17 protein-coding genes and 1 riboswitch are annotated in these 18,371 nt (G+C 65.8%); of the genes, 7 read left to right on the forward strand and 10 right to left on the reverse strand.

The window, feature by feature from the left end:
• Nucleotides 1-6: 6 nt before the first annotated feature.
• Nucleotides 7-654: a dienelactone hydrolase family protein gene (locus JS531_RS03115; RefSeq protein ID WP_214312900.1), complete on the forward strand. Its 648-nt coding sequence runs from the start codon at nt 7-9 to the stop codon at nt 652-654.
• Between the two features lie 38 nt (nt 655-692).
• On the opposite strand, the gene JS531_RS03120 is transcribed toward JS531_RS03115, so the two are convergent.
• Nucleotides 693-1,424, reverse strand: coding sequence for a DUF4391 domain-containing protein (locus JS531_RS03120; protein ID WP_214312515.1), 732 nt, complete (start codon nt 1,422-1,424; stop codon nt 693-695).
• Between the two features lie 206 nt (nt 1,425-1,630).
• Between JS531_RS03120 and JS531_RS03125 the strand changes: the two genes are divergently transcribed.
• The gene (locus tag JS531_RS03125) at nt 1,631-2,818 is read left to right on the forward strand and encodes a WYL domain-containing protein (protein WP_214312516.1); all 1,188 of its coding nucleotides are present in this window, start codon (nt 1,631-1,633) and stop codon (nt 2,816-2,818) included.
• 130 nt (nt 2,819-2,948) lie between these two features.
• Nucleotides 2,949-3,308, forward strand: coding sequence for a hypothetical protein (locus JS531_RS03130; RefSeq protein WP_214312517.1), 360 nt, complete (start codon nt 2,949-2,951; stop codon nt 3,306-3,308).
• 31 nt (nt 3,309-3,339) lie between these two features.
• On the opposite strand, the gene JS531_RS03135 is transcribed toward JS531_RS03130, so the two are convergent.
• The 8 genes from JS531_RS03135 to JS531_RS03170 form a co-directional block, all read right to left on the reverse strand.
• Nucleotides 3,340-4,281 (reverse strand): RluA family pseudouridine synthase, encoded by a 942-nt coding sequence (locus JS531_RS03135; protein ID WP_214312519.1) that lies wholly within the window; start codon nt 4,279-4,281, stop codon nt 3,340-3,342.
• Nucleotides 4,278-4,826 (reverse strand): signal peptidase II, encoded by a 549-nt coding sequence (gene lspA / locus JS531_RS03140; protein WP_214312522.1) that lies wholly within the window; start codon nt 4,824-4,826, stop codon nt 4,278-4,280. The genes JS531_RS03135 and lspA overlap by 4 nt, the downstream gene beginning before the upstream one ends.
• Nucleotides 4,827-4,846: 20 nt before the next feature.
• Nucleotides 4,847-6,145: a DivIVA domain-containing protein gene (locus JS531_RS03145; RefSeq protein WP_214312530.1), complete on the reverse strand. Its 1,299-nt coding sequence runs from the start codon at nt 6,143-6,145 to the stop codon at nt 4,847-4,849.
• Nucleotides 6,146-6,252: 107 nt separating this feature from the next.
• Nucleotides 6,253-6,534, reverse strand: coding sequence for a YggT family protein (locus tag JS531_RS03150; protein WP_214312532.1), 282 nt, complete (start codon nt 6,532-6,534; stop codon nt 6,253-6,255).
• Between the two features lie 149 nt (nt 6,535-6,683).
• Complete coding sequence (locus JS531_RS03155; RefSeq protein WP_214312534.1) at nt 6,684-7,190, reverse strand: cell division protein SepF; 507 nt, start codon at nt 7,188-7,190, stop codon at nt 6,684-6,686.
• 31 nt (nt 7,191-7,221) lie between these two features.
• Nucleotides 7,222-8,487, reverse strand: coding sequence for a cell division protein FtsZ (gene ftsZ, locus JS531_RS03160; RefSeq protein ID WP_214312536.1), 1,266 nt, complete (start codon nt 8,485-8,487; stop codon nt 7,222-7,224).
• 131 nt (nt 8,488-8,618) lie between these two features.
• Complete coding sequence (gene dusB, locus JS531_RS03165) at nt 8,619-9,869, reverse strand: tRNA dihydrouridine synthase DusB (RefSeq protein WP_214312544.1); 1,251 nt, start codon at nt 9,867-9,869, stop codon at nt 8,619-8,621.
• Nucleotides 9,870-9,912: 43 nt separating this feature from the next.
• Nucleotides 9,913-11,388: a glycine--tRNA ligase gene (locus JS531_RS03170; RefSeq protein WP_214312546.1), complete on the reverse strand. Its 1,476-nt coding sequence runs from the start codon at nt 11,386-11,388 to the stop codon at nt 9,913-9,915.
• Nucleotides 11,389-11,568: 180 nt separating this feature from the next.
• Nucleotides 11,569-11,678, forward strand: a riboswitch (TPP riboswitch).
• 83 nt (nt 11,679-11,761) lie between these two features.
• Between JS531_RS03170 and JS531_RS03175 the strand changes: the two genes are divergently transcribed.
• Nucleotides 11,762-12,598 (forward strand): hydroxyethylthiazole kinase, encoded by an 837-nt coding sequence (locus JS531_RS03175; RefSeq protein ID WP_240542016.1) that lies wholly within the window; start codon nt 11,762-11,764, stop codon nt 12,596-12,598.
• A gap of 85 nt (nt 12,599-12,683) precedes the next feature.
• Nucleotides 12,684-15,434, forward strand: coding sequence for a phosphomethylpyrimidine synthase ThiC (thiC, locus tag JS531_RS03180; protein ID WP_214312550.1), 2,751 nt, complete (start codon nt 12,684-12,686; stop codon nt 15,432-15,434).
• A gap of 85 nt (nt 15,435-15,519) precedes the next feature.
• Here thiC and JS531_RS03185 read toward each other — a convergent pair whose 3' ends face one another.
• Nucleotides 15,520-16,728, reverse strand: coding sequence for an AAA family ATPase (locus JS531_RS03185; RefSeq protein WP_214312908.1), 1,209 nt, complete (start codon nt 16,726-16,728; stop codon nt 15,520-15,522).
• A 98-nt stretch (nt 16,729-16,826) separates the two neighbouring features.
• Between JS531_RS03185 and thiD the strand changes: the two genes are divergently transcribed.
• Both thiD and JS531_RS03195 read left to right on the forward strand, forming a co-directional pair.
• Nucleotides 16,827-17,636, forward strand: coding sequence for a bifunctional hydroxymethylpyrimidine kinase/phosphomethylpyrimidine kinase (thiD, locus tag JS531_RS03190; protein WP_214312552.1), 810 nt, complete (start codon nt 16,827-16,829; stop codon nt 17,634-17,636).
• Between the two features lie 17 nt (nt 17,637-17,653).
• Nucleotides 17,654-18,118 carry a thiamine-binding protein gene (locus JS531_RS03195; protein WP_214312554.1) on the forward strand — a complete coding sequence of 155 codons (465 nt, stop codon included), beginning with the start codon at nt 17,654-17,656 and terminating at the stop codon, nt 18,116-18,118.
• Nucleotides 18,119-18,371 lie beyond the last annotated feature (253 nt).

Consider the following 18,371-nt stretch of genomic DNA (forward strand, 5'->3'; position numbering starts at 1 on the left):
AGGATGATGTCCATGCGGCTGAAGATGGTCTGTCAGGTGAACGACCCGCATGACGGAGACCGGTCCGACGACCGGTTGTTCGTCATGTTCCATGGGTATGGCAACGACGAGCACGAGATGATCCGCATCATCGACGCCGTGTACGCAGGAACCGGCCGGGGTCCCAGCTACCTCTCGTTCCATGGCACGACCGACCGAGCCTACATGGGCGGCGCCTACTGGTATCCGGATGGTTGCGGCGTCGACGAGCGCCGCACCGCGTGCTCCGCCGTTGGCGACGCCGTGGTCTCGCTGCTCGATTCACCGATGTTCGCCACGCGCCGGAAGATCCTCGTCGGCTTCTCGCAGGGCGGATACCTGTCGTACCGTCTCGTGCGCGAGCATCCGCATGTGTTCGACGCGGCGATTCTGATGAGCCCGTCGTTCAAGGGCGAGGAAAAGACCGACGGTACGGGGATCGCCGGCGACACGCGCTTCCTGCTGCTCTACGGCTCCGAGGACCATACGATCCCCTTCGACGACCAGCGCGCGGCGCACCGCGTGCTCGATGCGACCGGTCGTCTCGAATCGCGCGAATACGCGGGGATGGGGCATGCCGTCGGCGACATGGAGATCGCCGACATCCGCGCATTTCTCAGTTCTGTCGGCCACTGACACCGTAACACCGGTCCTGAGGCCCCGTATCGCGCAGCTCAACAGCTCTCGAGCTGCGCGATACGGGCCCGGACCTTATGCAGACGCGCGTAGATCTCGTTGCGTTGGGCCGGGTTCTTCGCGCGCTGATGGTCCCTCACGAGCTTCGCCTCCTCGGCGACGAGCCGTTCCAGCAGATCACGCCTTGCGATGCACTCGTCAAGGCCCGTGCCGTCCGCATCGTCCACAATCGTCTGCGCGCACAGCGAATCCCACAACGCGTCCATCGTGTCGCCGTTCCGTTCCAGCCGCATCCCATCGGCCGGCTTCCACCGTCCCGCATACACCTTCGCGACGGCGGGGCGTCCCGGCTTGACAGGCACGGCACGGCGGACGGCGAGCGCACACTCCTCACGATTCGTTCCTTCGTGCGGCACGTCGCGCACGCACGCGAACACGATGCCGGACCGACTGCGGATCGACGAGATGAGTTCGACGAGTTCGACCGGCACCGTTTCGGTCCGTCCGGTGAGTTTCAGCCCGATGACGAGAATCTCCGGAATCCTGCCGCTCCCCGCGGCGACGTCGGCGTTGTCCGGTCTCATGATCGCGAGCATCGTGACCGATTCGATTTCGGTCTGCAGCCGCTGTCTGAGTTTTGCGGAGACGGGAAGTCTCAGAAACATCGTCTTGGGCAGCGTCCCCTTCGTCTCCGGCACCGCCATCGAGACGGGCAGACCCAATGTCGGCGCGGATATGGGGCCGCAGTGCGCAACGGCAACAGGCATCATCGACCGTCCTTTCATGGCAGCGTCGTTTCCGTCACCCTACCGCATTCCGACGCGTCGGAATCCGTGACGACCATATATCGCACCACGCCTGTGCGACCGCACGGCATCGACCGCATTGCCTTCCACGGCGTCCCACGCGTACCATGGAGAGGTATGTCCGCCCCATGCCGCGGCGGACGGGACTGCGTGCCGAGAGGGGACCGACGATGACCGATGCCTTGAGCGGAGACCACCGACGTGTGGCGGGCAGACAGGGGACGCAATCCACCGCGCAGACCGTGGTGGAGATTCTCGAGCTGCTCGACCGCCACACCGATCGTGAGCATGGCGTCAGTGCCGCATGGATCGCGGGCGAACTCGGCGTCAACGAGAAGACCGTACGCACGCATCTGAAGACCCTCGAGGCGATGACCCCATTCGGCCGCAGGGTCGGACGCATCGAACGCCATGAACTCGCCCACGCGGAAAGCGCTGACCCCCGTCCGGGCTGGTACATCGAACCGGTGTTCGACACGGCCCAGATGCGTCTGCTCACGGATGGAGCGCTCATGTCCCGTTCGGACGGGGACTATCTGCGCGACCTCGTCGCGAAGATCTACTCGTTCGCAGGCCGGTCCGGCCAGCTGCGCGGCCTGGCGCAGTTGGACACCCCGAAGAACTACAACACGGAGTTCCTCAACAACATCGAACTGCTCAACGACGCCATCGCGCACGAGCGCGCCATCACCTTCCACTACTGCACGTACGATATGGACGGCAACCTCGTGCCCCGGCGCAGTCGTGACGGCGGCATGCGTCTCTACCACGCCGACCCGTACGACCTGCGCTACAAGAACAACAAATATTATCTCGTGTGCCACATGCGCCCGTACAAGGACCTCTCCTACCTGCATGTGGAACGGTTCCGGGACCTCTCCATCAGCGGCGAGGACCATTCGCTCGAACGCACGCTTGACAGTTTCAGCGACGTTCCGGGCGAACCGTTCGGCATCGCACGCCACATGGATGAACGCCCCTACCCGGTCAAAGGCAAGGCCGTGCCCATCCATCTGCGGATCAAGAAAAACCTCGAGCCCCTGTACGACTGGTTCGAGGACGCACGGGTCGAGCGCATCAGCGACGACGTATGGGACGTGCACATCCGGGCCGGGGAACAGGCCACGCTCTGGTGGGTGCTGCAATACGCGAAATCGGGACAGATCGAGGTGCTCGCTCCGGAACATCTGCGCGCCATGCTGCGTAACACAGGAAAGGAGCTCACCGAACTGTACGCCGACCATCACGGAGGATCCGGTGACGACGCCGCATCGAACGCACCGGACACATCGGACACGTCACGCGCAACAGACGCGACAGACGGTTCGGACGCAACGGACGACACCGGCGAAATGTGAAGATTCGTCAGGGTTCTATCCACAATCCTCCGGAGCCCTTGCGCTCCCCCACACATCGCGTTCACGATGGAACGAACCGCACGGCATCGGCCGTGCGGTTCTCGGAATCGATCGAGACCAAGGAGACGCGATGAGGCGCAACCAACTGGCCATTCCCGCATTCGTCGCCGCATGCATGGCGATGCTGCTGCTCATACTGGCGGTGCTGGGAACCGTGGGGGTTCCCGGAACCGGCCGAGGAGCGTTCATACTGTTCCTGACGGGCATGATGGCCGTATGGCTGTGCCCACTCGTGTCCATCGTGGCACTCGGCCTGTCAGTGGCATGCATGGTGCAGATCGTTCGGACACGTCGCGGCGCCGTTCCGTCACCATCCGCCGCCGGCTCGGGAATGGCCCTGGCCATCGCGGGGACCGTGCTCGCGGCGACGCCGCTGGCGGTGTTCGGCTTCGTCGTCCATATCGTGCCGCTGCTGCCCGGCATGACGTGACCGTATGCGCATACCCGGCCGGACGTCGACATCAATTGGAGGAACGGCCTGGCTCCTCATGCCGTTCACGCATCACCGTCAACGCATGAGCGAGATCGGCCGGATACTCCGATTTCACCGTGGTCCACACGTGGGTGCGCGGATGCCGGAATTCGAGCTGCATGGCATGCAGCCACTGGCGTTCCAGCCCGAGATCGGCGGCGAGCACCGGGTTGGCACCATACATGTGGTCACCGACCAAGGGATGTCCGATGGATGAGAAATGCACGCGGATCTGGTGCGTACGTCCGGTCTCCAGGTTCACGGAGACCAAGGTGGCCTCGGAACCGAACCGCTCCATCACGTCCCAGTGGGTCACGGCCGGTTTGCCGGCGGGCGTCACGCAGAACCGGAAATCGGAGACCTTCGCACGTCCGATCGGCGCTTCGATGGTGGCCTTGTCCTGCCGAAGGCATCCCTGCACGAGCGCATGGTACGTCTTCACGACCTCATGCTCGGCGAACTGCCGCCGCATCTCCACGTACGCCAGATCGGACTTGCAGACGAGCATGAGCCCGGAGGTGCCGACGTCCAAGCGTGAGACGATGCCCTCGCGTCCCGCGGCCCCATATGAGGTGATGTGCACGCCCCGGTCGCGCAGGGAGCCCAGCACCGTGGGGCCGGTCCATCCTACGGAGGCGTGCGCCGCGACGCCGACCGGCTTGTCCACGACGACGACGTCGTCGTCCTCGTAGACGACGGCCATGTCGCCGGCGATGGGTTCGGGGTCGTGGCGTTCCTCGGCGAGATCGAACTCGACGGTCTCCCCCGATTGGAGGATGCCGGACTTCGTCAACGTCCGGCCGAGCACGCGCGCCTGCCCGGTGTCGATGAGGTCGGCGGCCTTCGAACGCGACACCCCGAGCATCTTGGCCACCGCGACGTCGAACCGCTTGCCGACGAGCGCGTCGGGGGCGGGGGCGAGACGACTCATGCCGTCTCCTCCCCCTGCTCCCGTTCTGAGCCTGCGGACTTCCCGCCACGCGCACGCTCGTCGAACGGCACGTTGAGCAGAATCATCAGGACGATGGCCACCCCGGCCACCACCAGATACACGTCGGCGACATTGCCTACGGACCAGCCGTAATTCAGGAAATCGACGACCTTGCCATCGAGGAATCCCTCCGCATAGACGACGCGGTCGATGAGATTGCCGAACGCGCCGGCGAACGCAAGCGCGAACGCCGCATCCCACATCATCGATGTGGTGCGCACGGCAAGGACGGCCAACGCCACGCATGCGGCGACGGCCAGCAGCGTGATCACCCATGTGGCTCCGGAACCGAAGCCGAGCGAAGCGCCGGGGTTTCGAACGAGCGTCAACGACAGCAGTCCTTTGACCACGGGGACGGTGCGCCCGTCCCCGAGCGCACGCAACGCCCAGAGTTTGGTCACCTGGTCGATGACGACGGCAATCAGTGAAACGCAAACAAAGACGGCCACGCGTACGCGCAGCCGTCCTTCATGAACCTTGTTCATACCGGGGGTTCAGTCCGCTCTCACTGACCGGACTGCTCGGTCTGGTTGTAGGTGTTCGTGTCCGAAACCTGGTTGATGAGCTGGCCGAGGAAGTCGGTCAGACGGCTGCGGTATTCGGTCTCGAACTGCTTGAGTCCCTGGATGTTGCCCTCGATGAGCTTGGACTCGTTGGTGAGGTTCTCGCGGACCTGGTTGGCGTAGTCGTCGGCCGTCGCACGCGTCTTGGTGCTGTAGTCGTCGGCGGCGCCGCGGATCTTCTTGTCGTATTCTGCGGCACGACGCTGCACTTCGGCCTCGTACTGGTCGGCGTCGTTGTGCTTGTCGGTCAGGTAAGTGTCCGCGTCCTGACGGGTCTTCACCGAGTAGGCGTCGGCGTCGGAACGGGTGCGGTCGGAGTAGGCGTCCGCATCCGAGTGGATGCGCTTGTTGTACTCGTCGGCCTCGCCGCGGGTGCGGTCGTTGTAGTCATTGGCCTTGCCGATGAGCTCGTTGTAGTCGCGCTGGCTCTTCTCAGTGATCTCCTTGGCCTTGGCCTTGCCCTTGTCCACGTACTGGTCGTGCAGCTGCATGGCCAGGGTGAGCATGGCGGTGGCGCGCTCGGGTTCGGTGCCCGCTCCGGCGGCGGCGCCGGCGATCTTCTGCAGGGAGCCGGTCTCGGTGTTCGGCTCGACCTTGGAGACCTGCTCGCGCAGCTGGTTCTCACGCTGCTTGGACTCCTCGAGCTGACGGGTCAGCTCGGCCACCTGCTGGGCCTGCTGCTGCGCGCCGGCGGCCTGCTGCTGGAACGCGGCGAGCTGACGTCCGAGCTTCTCGTTCTGCGCACGGTACTGGTCACGCTCATGCTGGATGGACGCGATCTGCTGCGCGACGGCATCCTGATTGCCGGACGCCTGGGAGACCTGCGCGGTGAGCTGGTCGATCTGCGCGTTCAGCTGGTCCACCTGGGCCTTGAGCTGCTCGTTCTGGGAGGACAGCGCGCGGTTGGATTCCTCGGCCTCCTGAAGCTTGGAAGCCACGGCCTGCGCGTTCTCGTCGCCGTTGGCGGCTGCCTGCTGGGCGGCACCCTTGAGCTTTTCGTTCTCACCCTGCAGCTGCTGCACCTGAGCCGTCAGATCGGAGATCTTCTGGTTGAGAGCGGTCACCTCCGGCCCCAATGCCTGGGTGGACTGTCCGCCGGCGACGGCCTGCTTGCCGAGCGCTTCGACGGTCTCCGTCACCTGATCGAGGAAATCGTCGACCTCGTCAACGTCGTATCCTTCCTTGAAACGCACCGTCTGGAAAGTACGTTCCCTGATGTCCTTAGGCGTCAACAGAGCCATAAATCTACACCTCGCTTTGGGGCTATGCCTCGCTTACGTATGTATCAAGACATGACCTTACCACGTACCCCGTCATTCGTGCAGGTTTCGCGGCGTTTACATGAGTGTCAGATGAAAACGCGGAGGAGAACGAGCAGGAAATACAGCACCAGGAAGCTCATGTCCAACGCGACAGCCCCCATCCGCAGCGGGGGGATGAAGCGTCTGAGCCACCTGAGCGGAGGATTCGTGATGTCATACACCACGCCGATGAGACGTGCGACGATGCCCCGCGGATACCAGCGTGGTGCGAGTATCGCGACCCAATCGAGAATCATGCGGATGAACAGCACCGTGATGTAGGCGTCGATCACCCCATCGACGACGTGTTGGAGAATAAGGAACAGCATGATGCCAACTTACCAACGGCCCCGCATGAGGACGTCCATGTTCGCCGACGACGTACCGTCATTCCCACAAGGACATGCCGGACACATGTCCGGCATGTGGACAGTCGTTGGTGACGACGCCACGCCACGCATCCGCTCGGCCGATGCGCTCAGTCCGCGAACAGATCTCGCGCGCTGTTCGCGGAAGCGGACTCCTCCACCTTGATGTTCACCTGCGCGGGGCTGAGCAGGAACACACGCGGGGTGACGCGTTCCATGGATCCGTGCACGCCGAACACCACTCCCGCGGAGAAGTCGATGATGCGGTAGGCCACCGCCTCGGACACGCCGGTGAGATTGAGCACCACGGGGACGCCGTCGCGGATGGCCCGTCCGACCATCTGCGCATCGTCATAGGACTTCGGGTGGATGGTGGTGATGCGGCTCAGCCTTCCCTGGAAGGGGTTGCCTCCTCGCGACGAGGCGGTGGAGGACGAGGCCGGTGAGGAGGAGACGGACGGCTTGGTGGGCATTGGAGTCACCGTGCGGTCGGAGTCGAAGGACGTGGGCGTCTCGGCCGGCGTCTCGGGCTCCTCCTCGACGTCGAAGTCATCGTCCTCCTCGGCGACGTCGGACATGCCCAGATAGGACATCGCGTTCTTCATGAATCCAGCCATGTCTCAATCCTTTCTCGTGTGGTGTCCGCCGTCAGCGCAGAAAGTCGGGGATGTCGAGATCGCCGGCGTCATCCGCGCCCGGAGCAGGCTGATACGGCTCGTACGGCTGCGCGGGGGCACCGGTGGACGGGGCGAACGTGAACGGCGAAGGCTGCTGGGCCGGCTGGGCTGCGGGAGCCGTCTGCTCGGGTGCGGCGGGTGCGGCCGGCGACGGCGTCGCCGGTGCGGCCGGTGCCGCGGGCGTGGCGGGAGCCGGCGCGCTCTGCGCGGTCGTGCGCGGCTGCGTAGAGGACTGATGCTGCGGAATCGCCGAGGCGGCGGCGTTCATCGCAGCCTGCTTGGCGGTGTCGAAGCCCGCGGCGATGACGGTGACGCGCACTTCGTCGCCGTACGCGTCGTCCAGAGCGAGACCCCAGATGATCTGGGCTTCGGGGTGGATGGCCTTGCGCACGAGCTCGACGGCGGCGGACGCCTCCTGCAGGCCGATGTCGGTGGGACCGGCCACGTTGATGAGCGCGCCGTGGGCGCCTTCGATGCTCTCCTCGAGAAGCGGCGAGCTGATGGCTAGCTCGGCCGCCTGGGTGGCGCGGTCCTCGCCGCGCGCCGAACCGATGCCGAACAACGCGGTTCCGGCATTGCGCAGGATAGCGGTGACATCGGAGAAGTCCACGTGGATGTACGAGTTGGAGGTGATGAGGTCGGTGATGCCCTGCACGCCGGACAGCAGCGCCGAATCGGCCGTCTTGAACGCGTCCATGATGGTGATGGAGCGGTCGGACAGTTCCAGGAGCCTATCGTTCGGAATGACGATGAGGGCGTCGACCTCCTGACGGAGATTGTCGATGCCAAGCTCCGCGGAGGCGGAACGCTGGGGCCCTTCGAAGCTGAACGGACGGGTGACCACGGCGATGGTGAGCGCGCCCTGCTGATGCGCTGCCCTCGCCACGATGGGGCTGGCGCCCGTTCCCGTGCCGCCGCCCTCGCCGCAGGTGACGAACACCATATCGGCGCCCTTGACGGCCTCCTCGATGTCGGACTGGTGGTCCTGCGCGGCCTTCGCGCCCTTCTCGGGGTCGGCTCCTGCGCCGAGACCGCGGCTGGACTGGTCGGACAGGGAGATCTTCACGTCGGCGTCGGACCGCAGCAGGTCCTTCGCATCGGTGTTCACTGCTACGAATTCAACGTTCGCCAGACCCTCGGCGATCATGCGGTTGACGGCGTTGCCGCCGGCGCCACCTACGCCGACGACCTTGATGTTGGTCTTGTCGTTGAACTCAGTCTGGGCGGTCTCGCTCACGTTGTGCTCCTGTCACTACACGGTTACACCCTAGAGTAGCGCAGGGCCTTACCGTTTGGTGTGATATTTTCGCGCGTGTAGCGCATTTTTGGGACGCGCGCGCCGGCCGCATCCGGACCGGCGCGCAGGAATCAGTACGAGGCGTCCATGGGGTCGTCCCCGAACAAGGTCTCCCGTTCCTCATGACTGGTGACGCGGGAGTCCAGCCAGCCATACGGCAGATGCACCTTCTTGGCGAACCTCACGCGCCCACGGGGCTTGTCGATCACCCGTTCCGGGAAACGTATGTCCGGATCGAGCCTGCCGATCTCGCGGTCCACGTCCTCGAGGCTCTCGCACTCCATGAACGCCTTGCGCGTGGAGCCGCCGACGGGGAACCCCTTCAGATACCAGGCGATGTGCTTCCTCAGGTCATGGACGGCCATGCGCTCGTCGCCGTCGTAGAACTCGACGAGCAGGCGCGCATGGCGCGAGATTACGCGGCAGACCTCGCCCAACGTGGGGTTGAACCGCTCGCCGGAACCCTCGAACGCGTGCTTGATGTCGGCGAACAGCCACGGACGCCCCTGGCAGCCGCGGCCGATGGCCACGCCGTCGCATCCGGTCTCGCGGATCATGGCGAGCGCATCGTCCGCGCCCCAGATGTCGCCGTTGCCGAACACCGGGATGTCCACATGGCTCTTGAGCTCGGCGATACGGCTCCAATCGGAATGGCCACCATAGTATTCGGCGGTGGTGCGGGCGTGCAGCGTCACGGCCGCGCACCCCTCCTCCTGGGCGATGTGTCCGGCCTCGAGGAATGTCTCATGCTCGTGGTCGATGCCGACACGGATCTTCGCGGTGACGGGGATGCCGGCCTCGCCGCACACCTTGACGACGCGTCGGATCACATCCGTGTAGATGTCGGTCTTCCAGGGCAGCGCGGAACCGCCGCCGCGGCGCGTGACCTTCGGCACGGGGCACCCGAAGTTCAGGTCCACGTGGTCGGCCATGTCCTCGTCGACGACGATGCGGGCGGCCTGCTCGACAATCGAAGGGTTCACACCGTACAGCTGCAGCGAACGCACCCGTTCGGAAGGCGCGAAGCGGCATAGGCGCAGCGCCTTGGGGTTGCGGGCCACGAGCGCGCGAGCGGTGATCATCTCGGCGACGTAGAGCCCGTCCGGGCCATATTCCTCGCAGAGCACGCGGAACGGCCAGTTGGTGACGCCCGCCATCGGCGAGAGCACCACCGGGGTCGGCACCTCGATCGGGCCGAGTCCGACGGGTTTGACGGCCGCGGCCACGGTGGGGGCGTCGACGGCACGACGCGGCGAGCGCGGGTCCTGCCCCGTGAGGCAGTCACCGCGCTCGTCGATGGTGATTTCGTTGTCGGAAGTCACTGGGATACGGGTCCTTTATGGGTCCTTCGATGGGGGTCGGGGATCAGTACAGACCGCCGGCCTCGTTGATCCTCACGGATTCCGGCCACGCCTCGCCGCCCATGGCGACGGGCTTCATGGGCACGCGCGTGCGGTGCTCGCCGATGCGGGAGTCCACGTATTCGGCGACCTTGTTCAGGGAGACGCGCTCCTGGTTCATCGTGTCGCGGTCGCGGATGGTGACGGCGTGGTCGTCGAGGGTGTCGAAGTCGACGGTGATGCACAGCGGGGTGCCGATCTCGTCCTCACGGCGGTAGCGGCGGCCGATGGCGCCGGATTCGTCGTAGTCGATCATCCACTCGTGCTGACGCAGGTCGGCGGCGAGGTCCTGGGCCACGGACTGCAGCTCCGGCTTCTTGGAGAGCGGCAGCACGGCGGCCTTGACCGGGGCGAGACGCGGGTCGAGGCGCAGCACGGTGCGCTTGTCGACGCCGCCCTTGGTGTTCGGGGCCTCGTCAACGTCGTAGGCGTCGACGAGGAAGCACATGAGGGAGCGGGTCAGGCCGGCGGCCGGTTCGATGACGTACGGCACGTAGCGTTCGCCGGTGGCCTGGTTGAAGTAGCTCAGATCCTCGCCGGAGTGCTTGGCATGCGCGGACAGGTCGAAGTCGGTGCGGTTGGCGACGCCCTCGAGCTCGCCCCAGTCGGAGCCCTGGAAGCCGAACTTGTATTCGATGTCGACGGTGCGCTTCGAGTAGTGGGCGAGCTTCTCCTTCGGATGCTCGTAGTGGCGCAGGTTCTCCGGCTTGACGCCGAGGTCCAGATACCACTGGGTGCGGGCGTCGATCCAGTACTGGTGCCATTCCTCGTCGGTGCCGGGCTCGACGAAGAACTCCATCTCCATCTGCTCGAACTCGCGGGTGCGGAAGATGAAGTTGCCGGGGGTGATCTCGTTGCGGAAGGACTTGCCCATGTTGGCGATGCCGAACGGCGGCTTGGAGCGCGAGGAGGCCATCACGTTCTTGAAGTCCACGAAGATGCCCTGCGCGGTCTCCGGACGCAGGTAGTGCAGGCTGTTCTCGTCCTCGACCGGGCCGAGGTGCGTGCGCAGCATCATGTTGAAGTCGCGCGGCTCGGTCCACTTGCCGCGGGTGCCGCAGTCGGGGCACACGATGTCGGCCATGCCGTTCTCCGGCAGCTTGTCGCCGTGCTTCTCGGCGTAGCTCTCCTGGAGCTTGTCGGCGCGGTTGCGCTTGTGGCAGTTGAGGCATTCGACCAGCGGGTCGTTGAACACGGCGACGTGGCCGGAGGCGACCCACACGGGGGTCGGCAGGATGATGGACGTGTCGACGCCGACGACGTCGGGACGGGTGACGACCATCGAACGCCACCATTCGCGCTTGATATTGTCCTTCAGCGCGACGCCGAGCGGGCCGTAATCCCAGGCGGAACGGGTTCCGCCGTAGATCTCGCCGGCGGGGAACACGAAACCGCGACGCTTCGCGAGGGATACGACTTCATCAAGTTTGGACTGAGCCACAATGCACCTTCTGGTTTGAACGGTTTGGGGTCTTACAACCGCTTCAGCCTACCTGCATACGCCGACCGGCCGCCGACCGGCCCCGCTACCACGCCTCGCCGGGACCCGCCAGAGGCGACGCCCACGGATGTGCGATTCCGTCACATCTTGTCCATATCGCCCCCTAGCGTCTGAAACGATAACGAAATGCAGGGGAACCCGCGGCACTCCGGCGGGTTGAGATGGGCGCACGGCCCGACCCTTTGAACCTGTTGGTTAAGACCAGCGTAGGGAGCAGTGACAGATGAGCGATTTCTCGCATACCCATCGCAACGGCTGCGATGCCGATTCCCACGTCCCGTCCGACGACCGCCTCGCCGAGCTTCGCGAACACATGAGGCACGCCGTCGAACAGGTGCGGGCCACGACGCCGATGGCCCAGTCGTTCACCAACTTCGTGACCATCAACCTCGTCGCCAACGCCCAGCTCGCCGCCGGCGGCGCTGCGGCCATGAGCTTCCTGCCGGACGACGTCATCGACACGGCGGCCATCTCCGGTGCCGACTACATCAACGTGGGCACGTTGCTGCCGTTCTACAAGGACGCGCTGCCGAAGATCGCCCGCGCGTTCCACAAGGCCGGGCACCGGTGGGTGCTCGATCCGGTGGCCGCCGGCATCGGCGAGACGCGCACCGAGATTCTCAGGTCCTTCCGCGCCGCTCCCCCGACCATCGTGCGCGGCAACGCCTCCGAAATCATCGCCCTGACGGATATGTGGGGACTCGCCGAAGAGGCCGAACCCGGCAATACGCCGGTCAGCCGCCCTGCGGGAGTGGAATCGGTCGACGAAGTCGACGCCGCGATCGAACCGGCGAGGCGACTTGCCCGTCATCTGGCCTCCCTCGCGCCTGACGGCAAGGCAGCGGTGGCCGTCTCGGGTGCCGTCGACCTCGTGACCGATGGAGCGACCGTCTACCGGCTGCCCGGCGGCAGCCCGATGATGACGAAGATCACCGGCGCCGGCTGCTCGCTCGGCGGCGTGACCGCCGTCTATCTCGCCGTGACCGACCCCCTCGTCGCCGCGCTCGCCGCGACCGCCCTCTACAACCGTGCCGGCGAGACCGCCGAGGCGGCATCGCATGGTCCGGGCTCGTTCCAGGTCGCATTCCTCGACGCCCTGTGGAATACGACCCCCGATCAGGTGGCCGCAAGCGAGATTCACCTCGCCTGAGTTCCACCGGCGGACCCACGGCGACCATCAGGACCCGCCATCCGCTACCAGACTTGATCCAACAACCAACCAAAAGGAACAAGAAATGAGCAACGAATATCCCTACGCCTCGATGCGCGATTCGTTCGACCTGTCCGCGTACTTCGTGGCGGGCCCCGAGGACTGCAAGGGCCGTCCGCTGACCGACGTGGTCGACCAGGCCCTGCGCGGCGGCGCCACGTTCATCCAGCTGCGCGCCAAGGGCGCCGACGCCTCCGAGCTGACGGACATGGCCCGCGACATCGCGCAGATCATCGAGGACAACGGGAAGTCCGACTCCGTGGCATTCGTCATCGACGACCGCGCCGACGTGGTGTGGCAGGCCCGCCGCAAGGGCATCAAGGTCGACGGCGTGCACATCGGACAGACCGATATGGAACCGCGCGAGGCCCGCGCCCTGCTCGGCGACGAGGCGATCGTGGGCCTGTCCGCCGAGACCGAGTCGCTGGTCCGTCTCATCAACGAACTGCCAGACGGCTGCATCGACTACATCGGCGCCGGCCCGCTGCACGTCTCCTCCACCAAGCCCGAGGCCTCCGTGGGCGGCAACGACGGATCCGGCAAGACCCTGGACGCACGTCAGATCGACACCATCTGCTCCGCCTCCGACTTCCCGGTCGTGGTCGGCGGCGGCGTGACCGCGGCCGACATGGCCATGCTCGCCGGCACCAAGGCCGCCGGCTGGTTCGCCGTCTCCGCGATCGCGGGCGCCGGGAACCCGGAGGAAGCCACCCGTGCGATGGTCGAGGGCTGGAAGGCCGTGCGCGGCGACAAGCGTCACGGCTACGCGCCTCGCATCGTCACCCACACGCCGGCCGCCGACACGCAGGCCACGCAGGAGGGCGCCGCCAAGCCGGGCGCCGAGGCCACCGAGAAGAAGTTCACGAACGCCAAGGAAGCGAAGGAGGCGCAGAAGCTCGCCAAGCAGCAGCGCGTCGACATCGCCGCCCGCGGCTCCAAGCAGCGCGACAAGGCCCACATCCGCAAGACGAAGTCCGTACCGTTCTCCTACGAATACGGCTCCTACGCCCTCGAGGTGCCGTACACCGAGATCAAGCTCTCCGACACGCCCGGCGTCGGCCCGAACCCGCCGTTCATCGACTACAACACCGAAGGTCCGAAGTGCGATCCGAAGGAGGGCTTGAAGCCCCTGCGCCTCGACTGGATCCGCGACCGCGGCGACGTCGAGGAGTACGAAGGCCGCGCCCGCAACCTCGAGGACGACGGCAAGCGCGCCATCAAGCGCGGCCGTGCCACGAAGGAATGGCGCGGACGCAAGCACCAGCCGCTGCGCGCCAAGGACCACCCGATCACCCAGATGTGGTACGCCCGCCACGGCATCGTCACCCCGGAGATGAAGTACGTGGCCGAGCGCGAGAACTGCCCGGTGGAGCTCGTACGCTCCGAACTGGCCGCCGGCCGCGCCGTCATGCCGTGCAACATCAACCACCCGGAGGCCGAGCCGATGATCATCGGCTCCCGCTTCCTCACGAAGCTCAACGCGAACATGGGCAACTCCGCCGTCACCTCGTCCATCGACGAGGAGGTGGAGAAGCTCACGTGGGCCACCAAGTGGGGCGCCGACACCGTGATGGACCTGTCCACCGGCAACGACATCCACACCACCCGCGAGTGGATTCTGCGCAACTCCCCCGTGCCGATCGGCACCGTGCCGATGTACCAGGCGCTGGAGAAGGTCGAGGACGACGCCTCGAAGCTCAGCTGGGAGCTGTTCCGCGACACCGTGATCGAACAGTGCGAGCAGGGCGTCGACTACATGACGATCCACGCCGGCGTGCTGCTGCGCTACGTGCCGCTCACCGCGAACCGCATGACCGGCATCGTCTCCCGCGGCGGTTCGATCATGGCCGACTGGTGCCTGCGCCACCATCAGGAGAGCTTCCTGTACACGCACTTCGACGAGCTGTGCGACATCTTCGCCAAGTACGACGTGGCGTTCTCGCTCGGCGACGGTCTGCGCCCCGGCTCCCTCGCGGACGCCAACGACGCGGCGCAGCTCTCGGAGCTGATGACGCTCGGCGAGCTCACCCAGCGCGCGTGGGCGAAGGACGTGCAGGTCATGATCGAAGGCCCGGGCCACATCCCGTTCGACACGGTGCGCATGAACATCGAACTGGAGAAGGCCGTGTGCTCCGGCGCCCCGTTCTACACGCTGGGGCCTCTCACCACCGACACCGCCCCCGGCTACGACCACATCACGTCCGCGATCGGCGGCGTGGAGATCGCCCGTTACGGCACCGCCATGCTGTGTTACGTGACCCCGAAGGAGCACCTCGGTCTGCCGAACAAGGACGACGTCAAGCAGGGTGTGATCGCCTACAAGATCGCCTGCCACGCCGCGGACATCGCCAAGCACCACCCACACGCGCAGGATCGTGACGACGCGATCTCGAAGGCCCGCTTCGAGTTCCGTTGGCTCGACCAGTTCAACCTGGCGTTCGACCCGGACACCGCGATCGCGTTCCATGACGAGACGCTGCCCGCCGAGCCGGCCAAGATGGCGCACTTCTGCTCGATGTGCGGTCCGAAGTTCTGCTCGATGGCCATCTCGCAGAACATCCGCAAGGCGTTCGGCGGTGCGGCCGCCCAGGAGCAGATCGTGAAGGATTCGCTCGCCGGCCGCATCCCGGCCTCCGCCGACACCGCTTCGGCCGCGGCCGACGGCGTCGTCTCCGCCAACGTGCTGAGCCCCGAGGAGATTCGCGCCGGCCTCGACGCGATGAGCGAGAAGTACACCGCCCAGGGCGGCAAGCTCTACTCCACCGCCACCGAGTAATCCGGCCTCCTCGACCGGTCCGATGATGAAGCCCTCTCCTCGTTCCCGGGGAGAGGGCTTCATCATCGGGTGCGATTCCCTGCGGCTATCCCCGATGCGCGCGCAGCTCCGGGCGGCGTTCGACGCGTTCGAACGCGGTCGTGAGATCGGCGGCGCGGATCGCGGCGCGACAGTCCTTGGCGGCGACGAGCGCAGCCTCCGTCCAGATGGCGCATACCTCGGCGCCGCTCCACCCTTCGGTGCGCCGTGCGATGTCCGCGAGGGGCAACTCCCCCTCGGTCGAAAGCGCACGTTCCTGCACTTCGAGGATTGCAAGTCGATCGTGCTCGCTCGGCATCGGGAACGGAATCTGCCAGTCGAATCGGCCCGGGCGCAGCAGCGCCGGGTCCACATCCTCGATGCGGTTCGTGGCGGCGACGACCACCACGTTGCCTTTGGACGCGAAACCGTCCATGAGCGTCAACAACTGCGCGACGAGACGCTTGCCGACGCCGTTCGTGTCGGTGTCGCGCGAGGAGGCGATCGAATCGATCTCGTCGAAGAAGATGATGGCGCGCTGGTCGGCCTGCGCGGCGGCGAAGATCATGCGCAGCGTCTCCTCGCTGTCGCCCACGTATTTGCTCACGATGGTCGGACCGGAGACGAGGTAGAACTGCGCGTCGGCCACGTTGGCGATGATGCGCGCCAGATGCGTCTTGCCGGTGCCGGGTGCTCCGGTGAAGATCACGCCCTTGATCGGTTTCGCGCCGATGGCACGCATCTGCACGCTGTTGCCGAGCTGCGTCTCGATGAGCTCCTTGGCACGCGTGACTACCTGCTCGTAGCCGCCGAACGACGAGAACGTGAGGTCAGGGTCGGCGCTCGGCGTGATCCGATACTGTTTGATGTCGTCGTCGTGGTCGGATTCGCCGGGTCGGATGGCCGTCGGCCACAGTACGCGTTCGATGCCGAACAGGTCGGTGAACTCGACCGTGTTGCCGGGGGTGATGTCCACTGGATAGTCGCCTTCGAGGAGCTCCAACCCATCCGAGGTCTCCAGCACGACCGCGTCCTCCAGAGCGCGGCGCACGACGCCGACGCGGGGTTTCACCGGCCAGACGGAGGCGGGCACCTTCGTGTAGAAACCGTCGCCGACGAGCAGCACGTCGCCCACGTCGAACACCTCCTGACGCGGGAACGTGAGTTGCGTGCTCCGCCCGTTCGGCATCGTCGCGTAATAGGCGACGCGCCCCTCGTCGAATCCGGTGATGCGCGCCAGCACGCCGTCGCGGCGCAACACGTCGTCGGTCATGATACCCCTCTCTCGTAGGCTCACACCATCACACCACAAGGACGTCGGATATTCAAGGAAAACTGGTGAAAAACCGGCGCTTCGCGACTAAGCTGTGTCATATGTCAACTCAAGCAACCACGACCCTTCCCCCCGTACTCGCCATCTCCGGTTCGGACTCCTCCGGCGGCGCCGGCATGCAGGCCGACCTCAAGACCATGCTCGCCAACGGCGTGTTCGGCATGAGCGCCATCACTGCGCTCACCGCGCAGAACACCACCGGCGTGCGCTCCATCCAGGACACCGAGCCGAACATCCTCGCCGATCAGATCGACGCCGTGTTCGAGGACATCCCGCCGGTCGCCGTCAAAATCGGCATGGTCTCCGCCACCGACATCATCGATGTGATCGCCGACCGGCTTACGTTCCATCACGCGACGAACGTGGTGCTCGACCCTGTCATGGTCGCGACCTCCGGAGCGAAGCTCATCAGCGACGACGCGATCGCCGCGCTCACGTCGAAGCTGTTCCCGCTGGCTACGGTCATCACTCCGAACATCCCCGAGGCGCAGGAGCTCACCGGCATGGCGATCGTCGACGCCGATTCGATGGAGGCGGCGGCGCGCGCCCTCGTCACGCGCTACGGCTGCGCGGCGCTCGTCAAGGGCGGTCATCACACGAACGACGCGAACGACGTGCTCGCCGAGGCCGACGGCACGGTCACGTGGTTCGAGGGCGACCGCGTGGACAACCCGAACACGCACGGCACCGGCTGCACGCTGAGCTCCGCGATCGCGTCGAATCTCGCGAAGGGCGAGACGCTGCCCGAGGCGATCCGGCATGCGAAGGAGTATCTGACCGGCGCGTTGAACGCGATGCTCGACCTGGGCCACGGTTCCGGCCCGATGGACCATGCGTGGCAGTGGCGGTGAGAGAAGGAGGAATGACGATGACGCAGAACGATGACGCCACCGGGCGCACCGCTTCGGACGCGCGTGACGCGGCGCTCGCCACGGCGACCGATCGTTTCGCCGTGAGGCAGGAGGTCCCCATCGACCCGAAGACCGGCAAATCGTATCTCAACACGGTGGCCGCAATCCAGGTGTCGGTGACGGGCGCGGGCGCCGAGGTCTCCCCCTACGTCACGCAGGCCATCGAGGTGATCCGAGACTCCGGCCTCCCGCAGGAGACCAACGCCCTGTTCACGGACGTGGAGGGCAACCTCGACGACGTGCTGCACGTGGCCGGCGAGGCCGCAAAGAAACTCGCCGAACAGGGCTACCGCACGAGCCTCGTGCTCCACATGGACATCCGCCCCGGCTTCACCGGCCAACTTACGGAGAAGCCGAAGCTCGCCGACGCGATCATCGCCGAACGTCGGTCCGCGGCCGTCAAGGAGCAGCCGGAGCACTGATCTCCGCCATTCCGTTCATCTGATCCATCTGATCCGCCCGGTCCGCATCGAGGGGCCTGTCGCCGGTCACATAGTGACCGGCGACAGGCCCCTCGTCGTCATCCTCCTAATCTATGGTGCAGGAAATTCGCAGGCGGGTCACACAATGACCGTCGCGATCCTGGATTCAGGCTCCGCACGCTATGGCCTGTCCGTGTCCCGCACAACAGGAGCGACGGCAGGCAGGACGTGCGGGCCAAGGGTTCGCAGTATA

Source organism: Bifidobacterium sp. CP2 (genome assembly GCF_018555635.1).
Lineage (GTDB): Bacteria > Actinomycetota > Actinomycetes > Actinomycetales > Bifidobacteriaceae > Bifidobacterium > Bifidobacterium saguinibicoloris.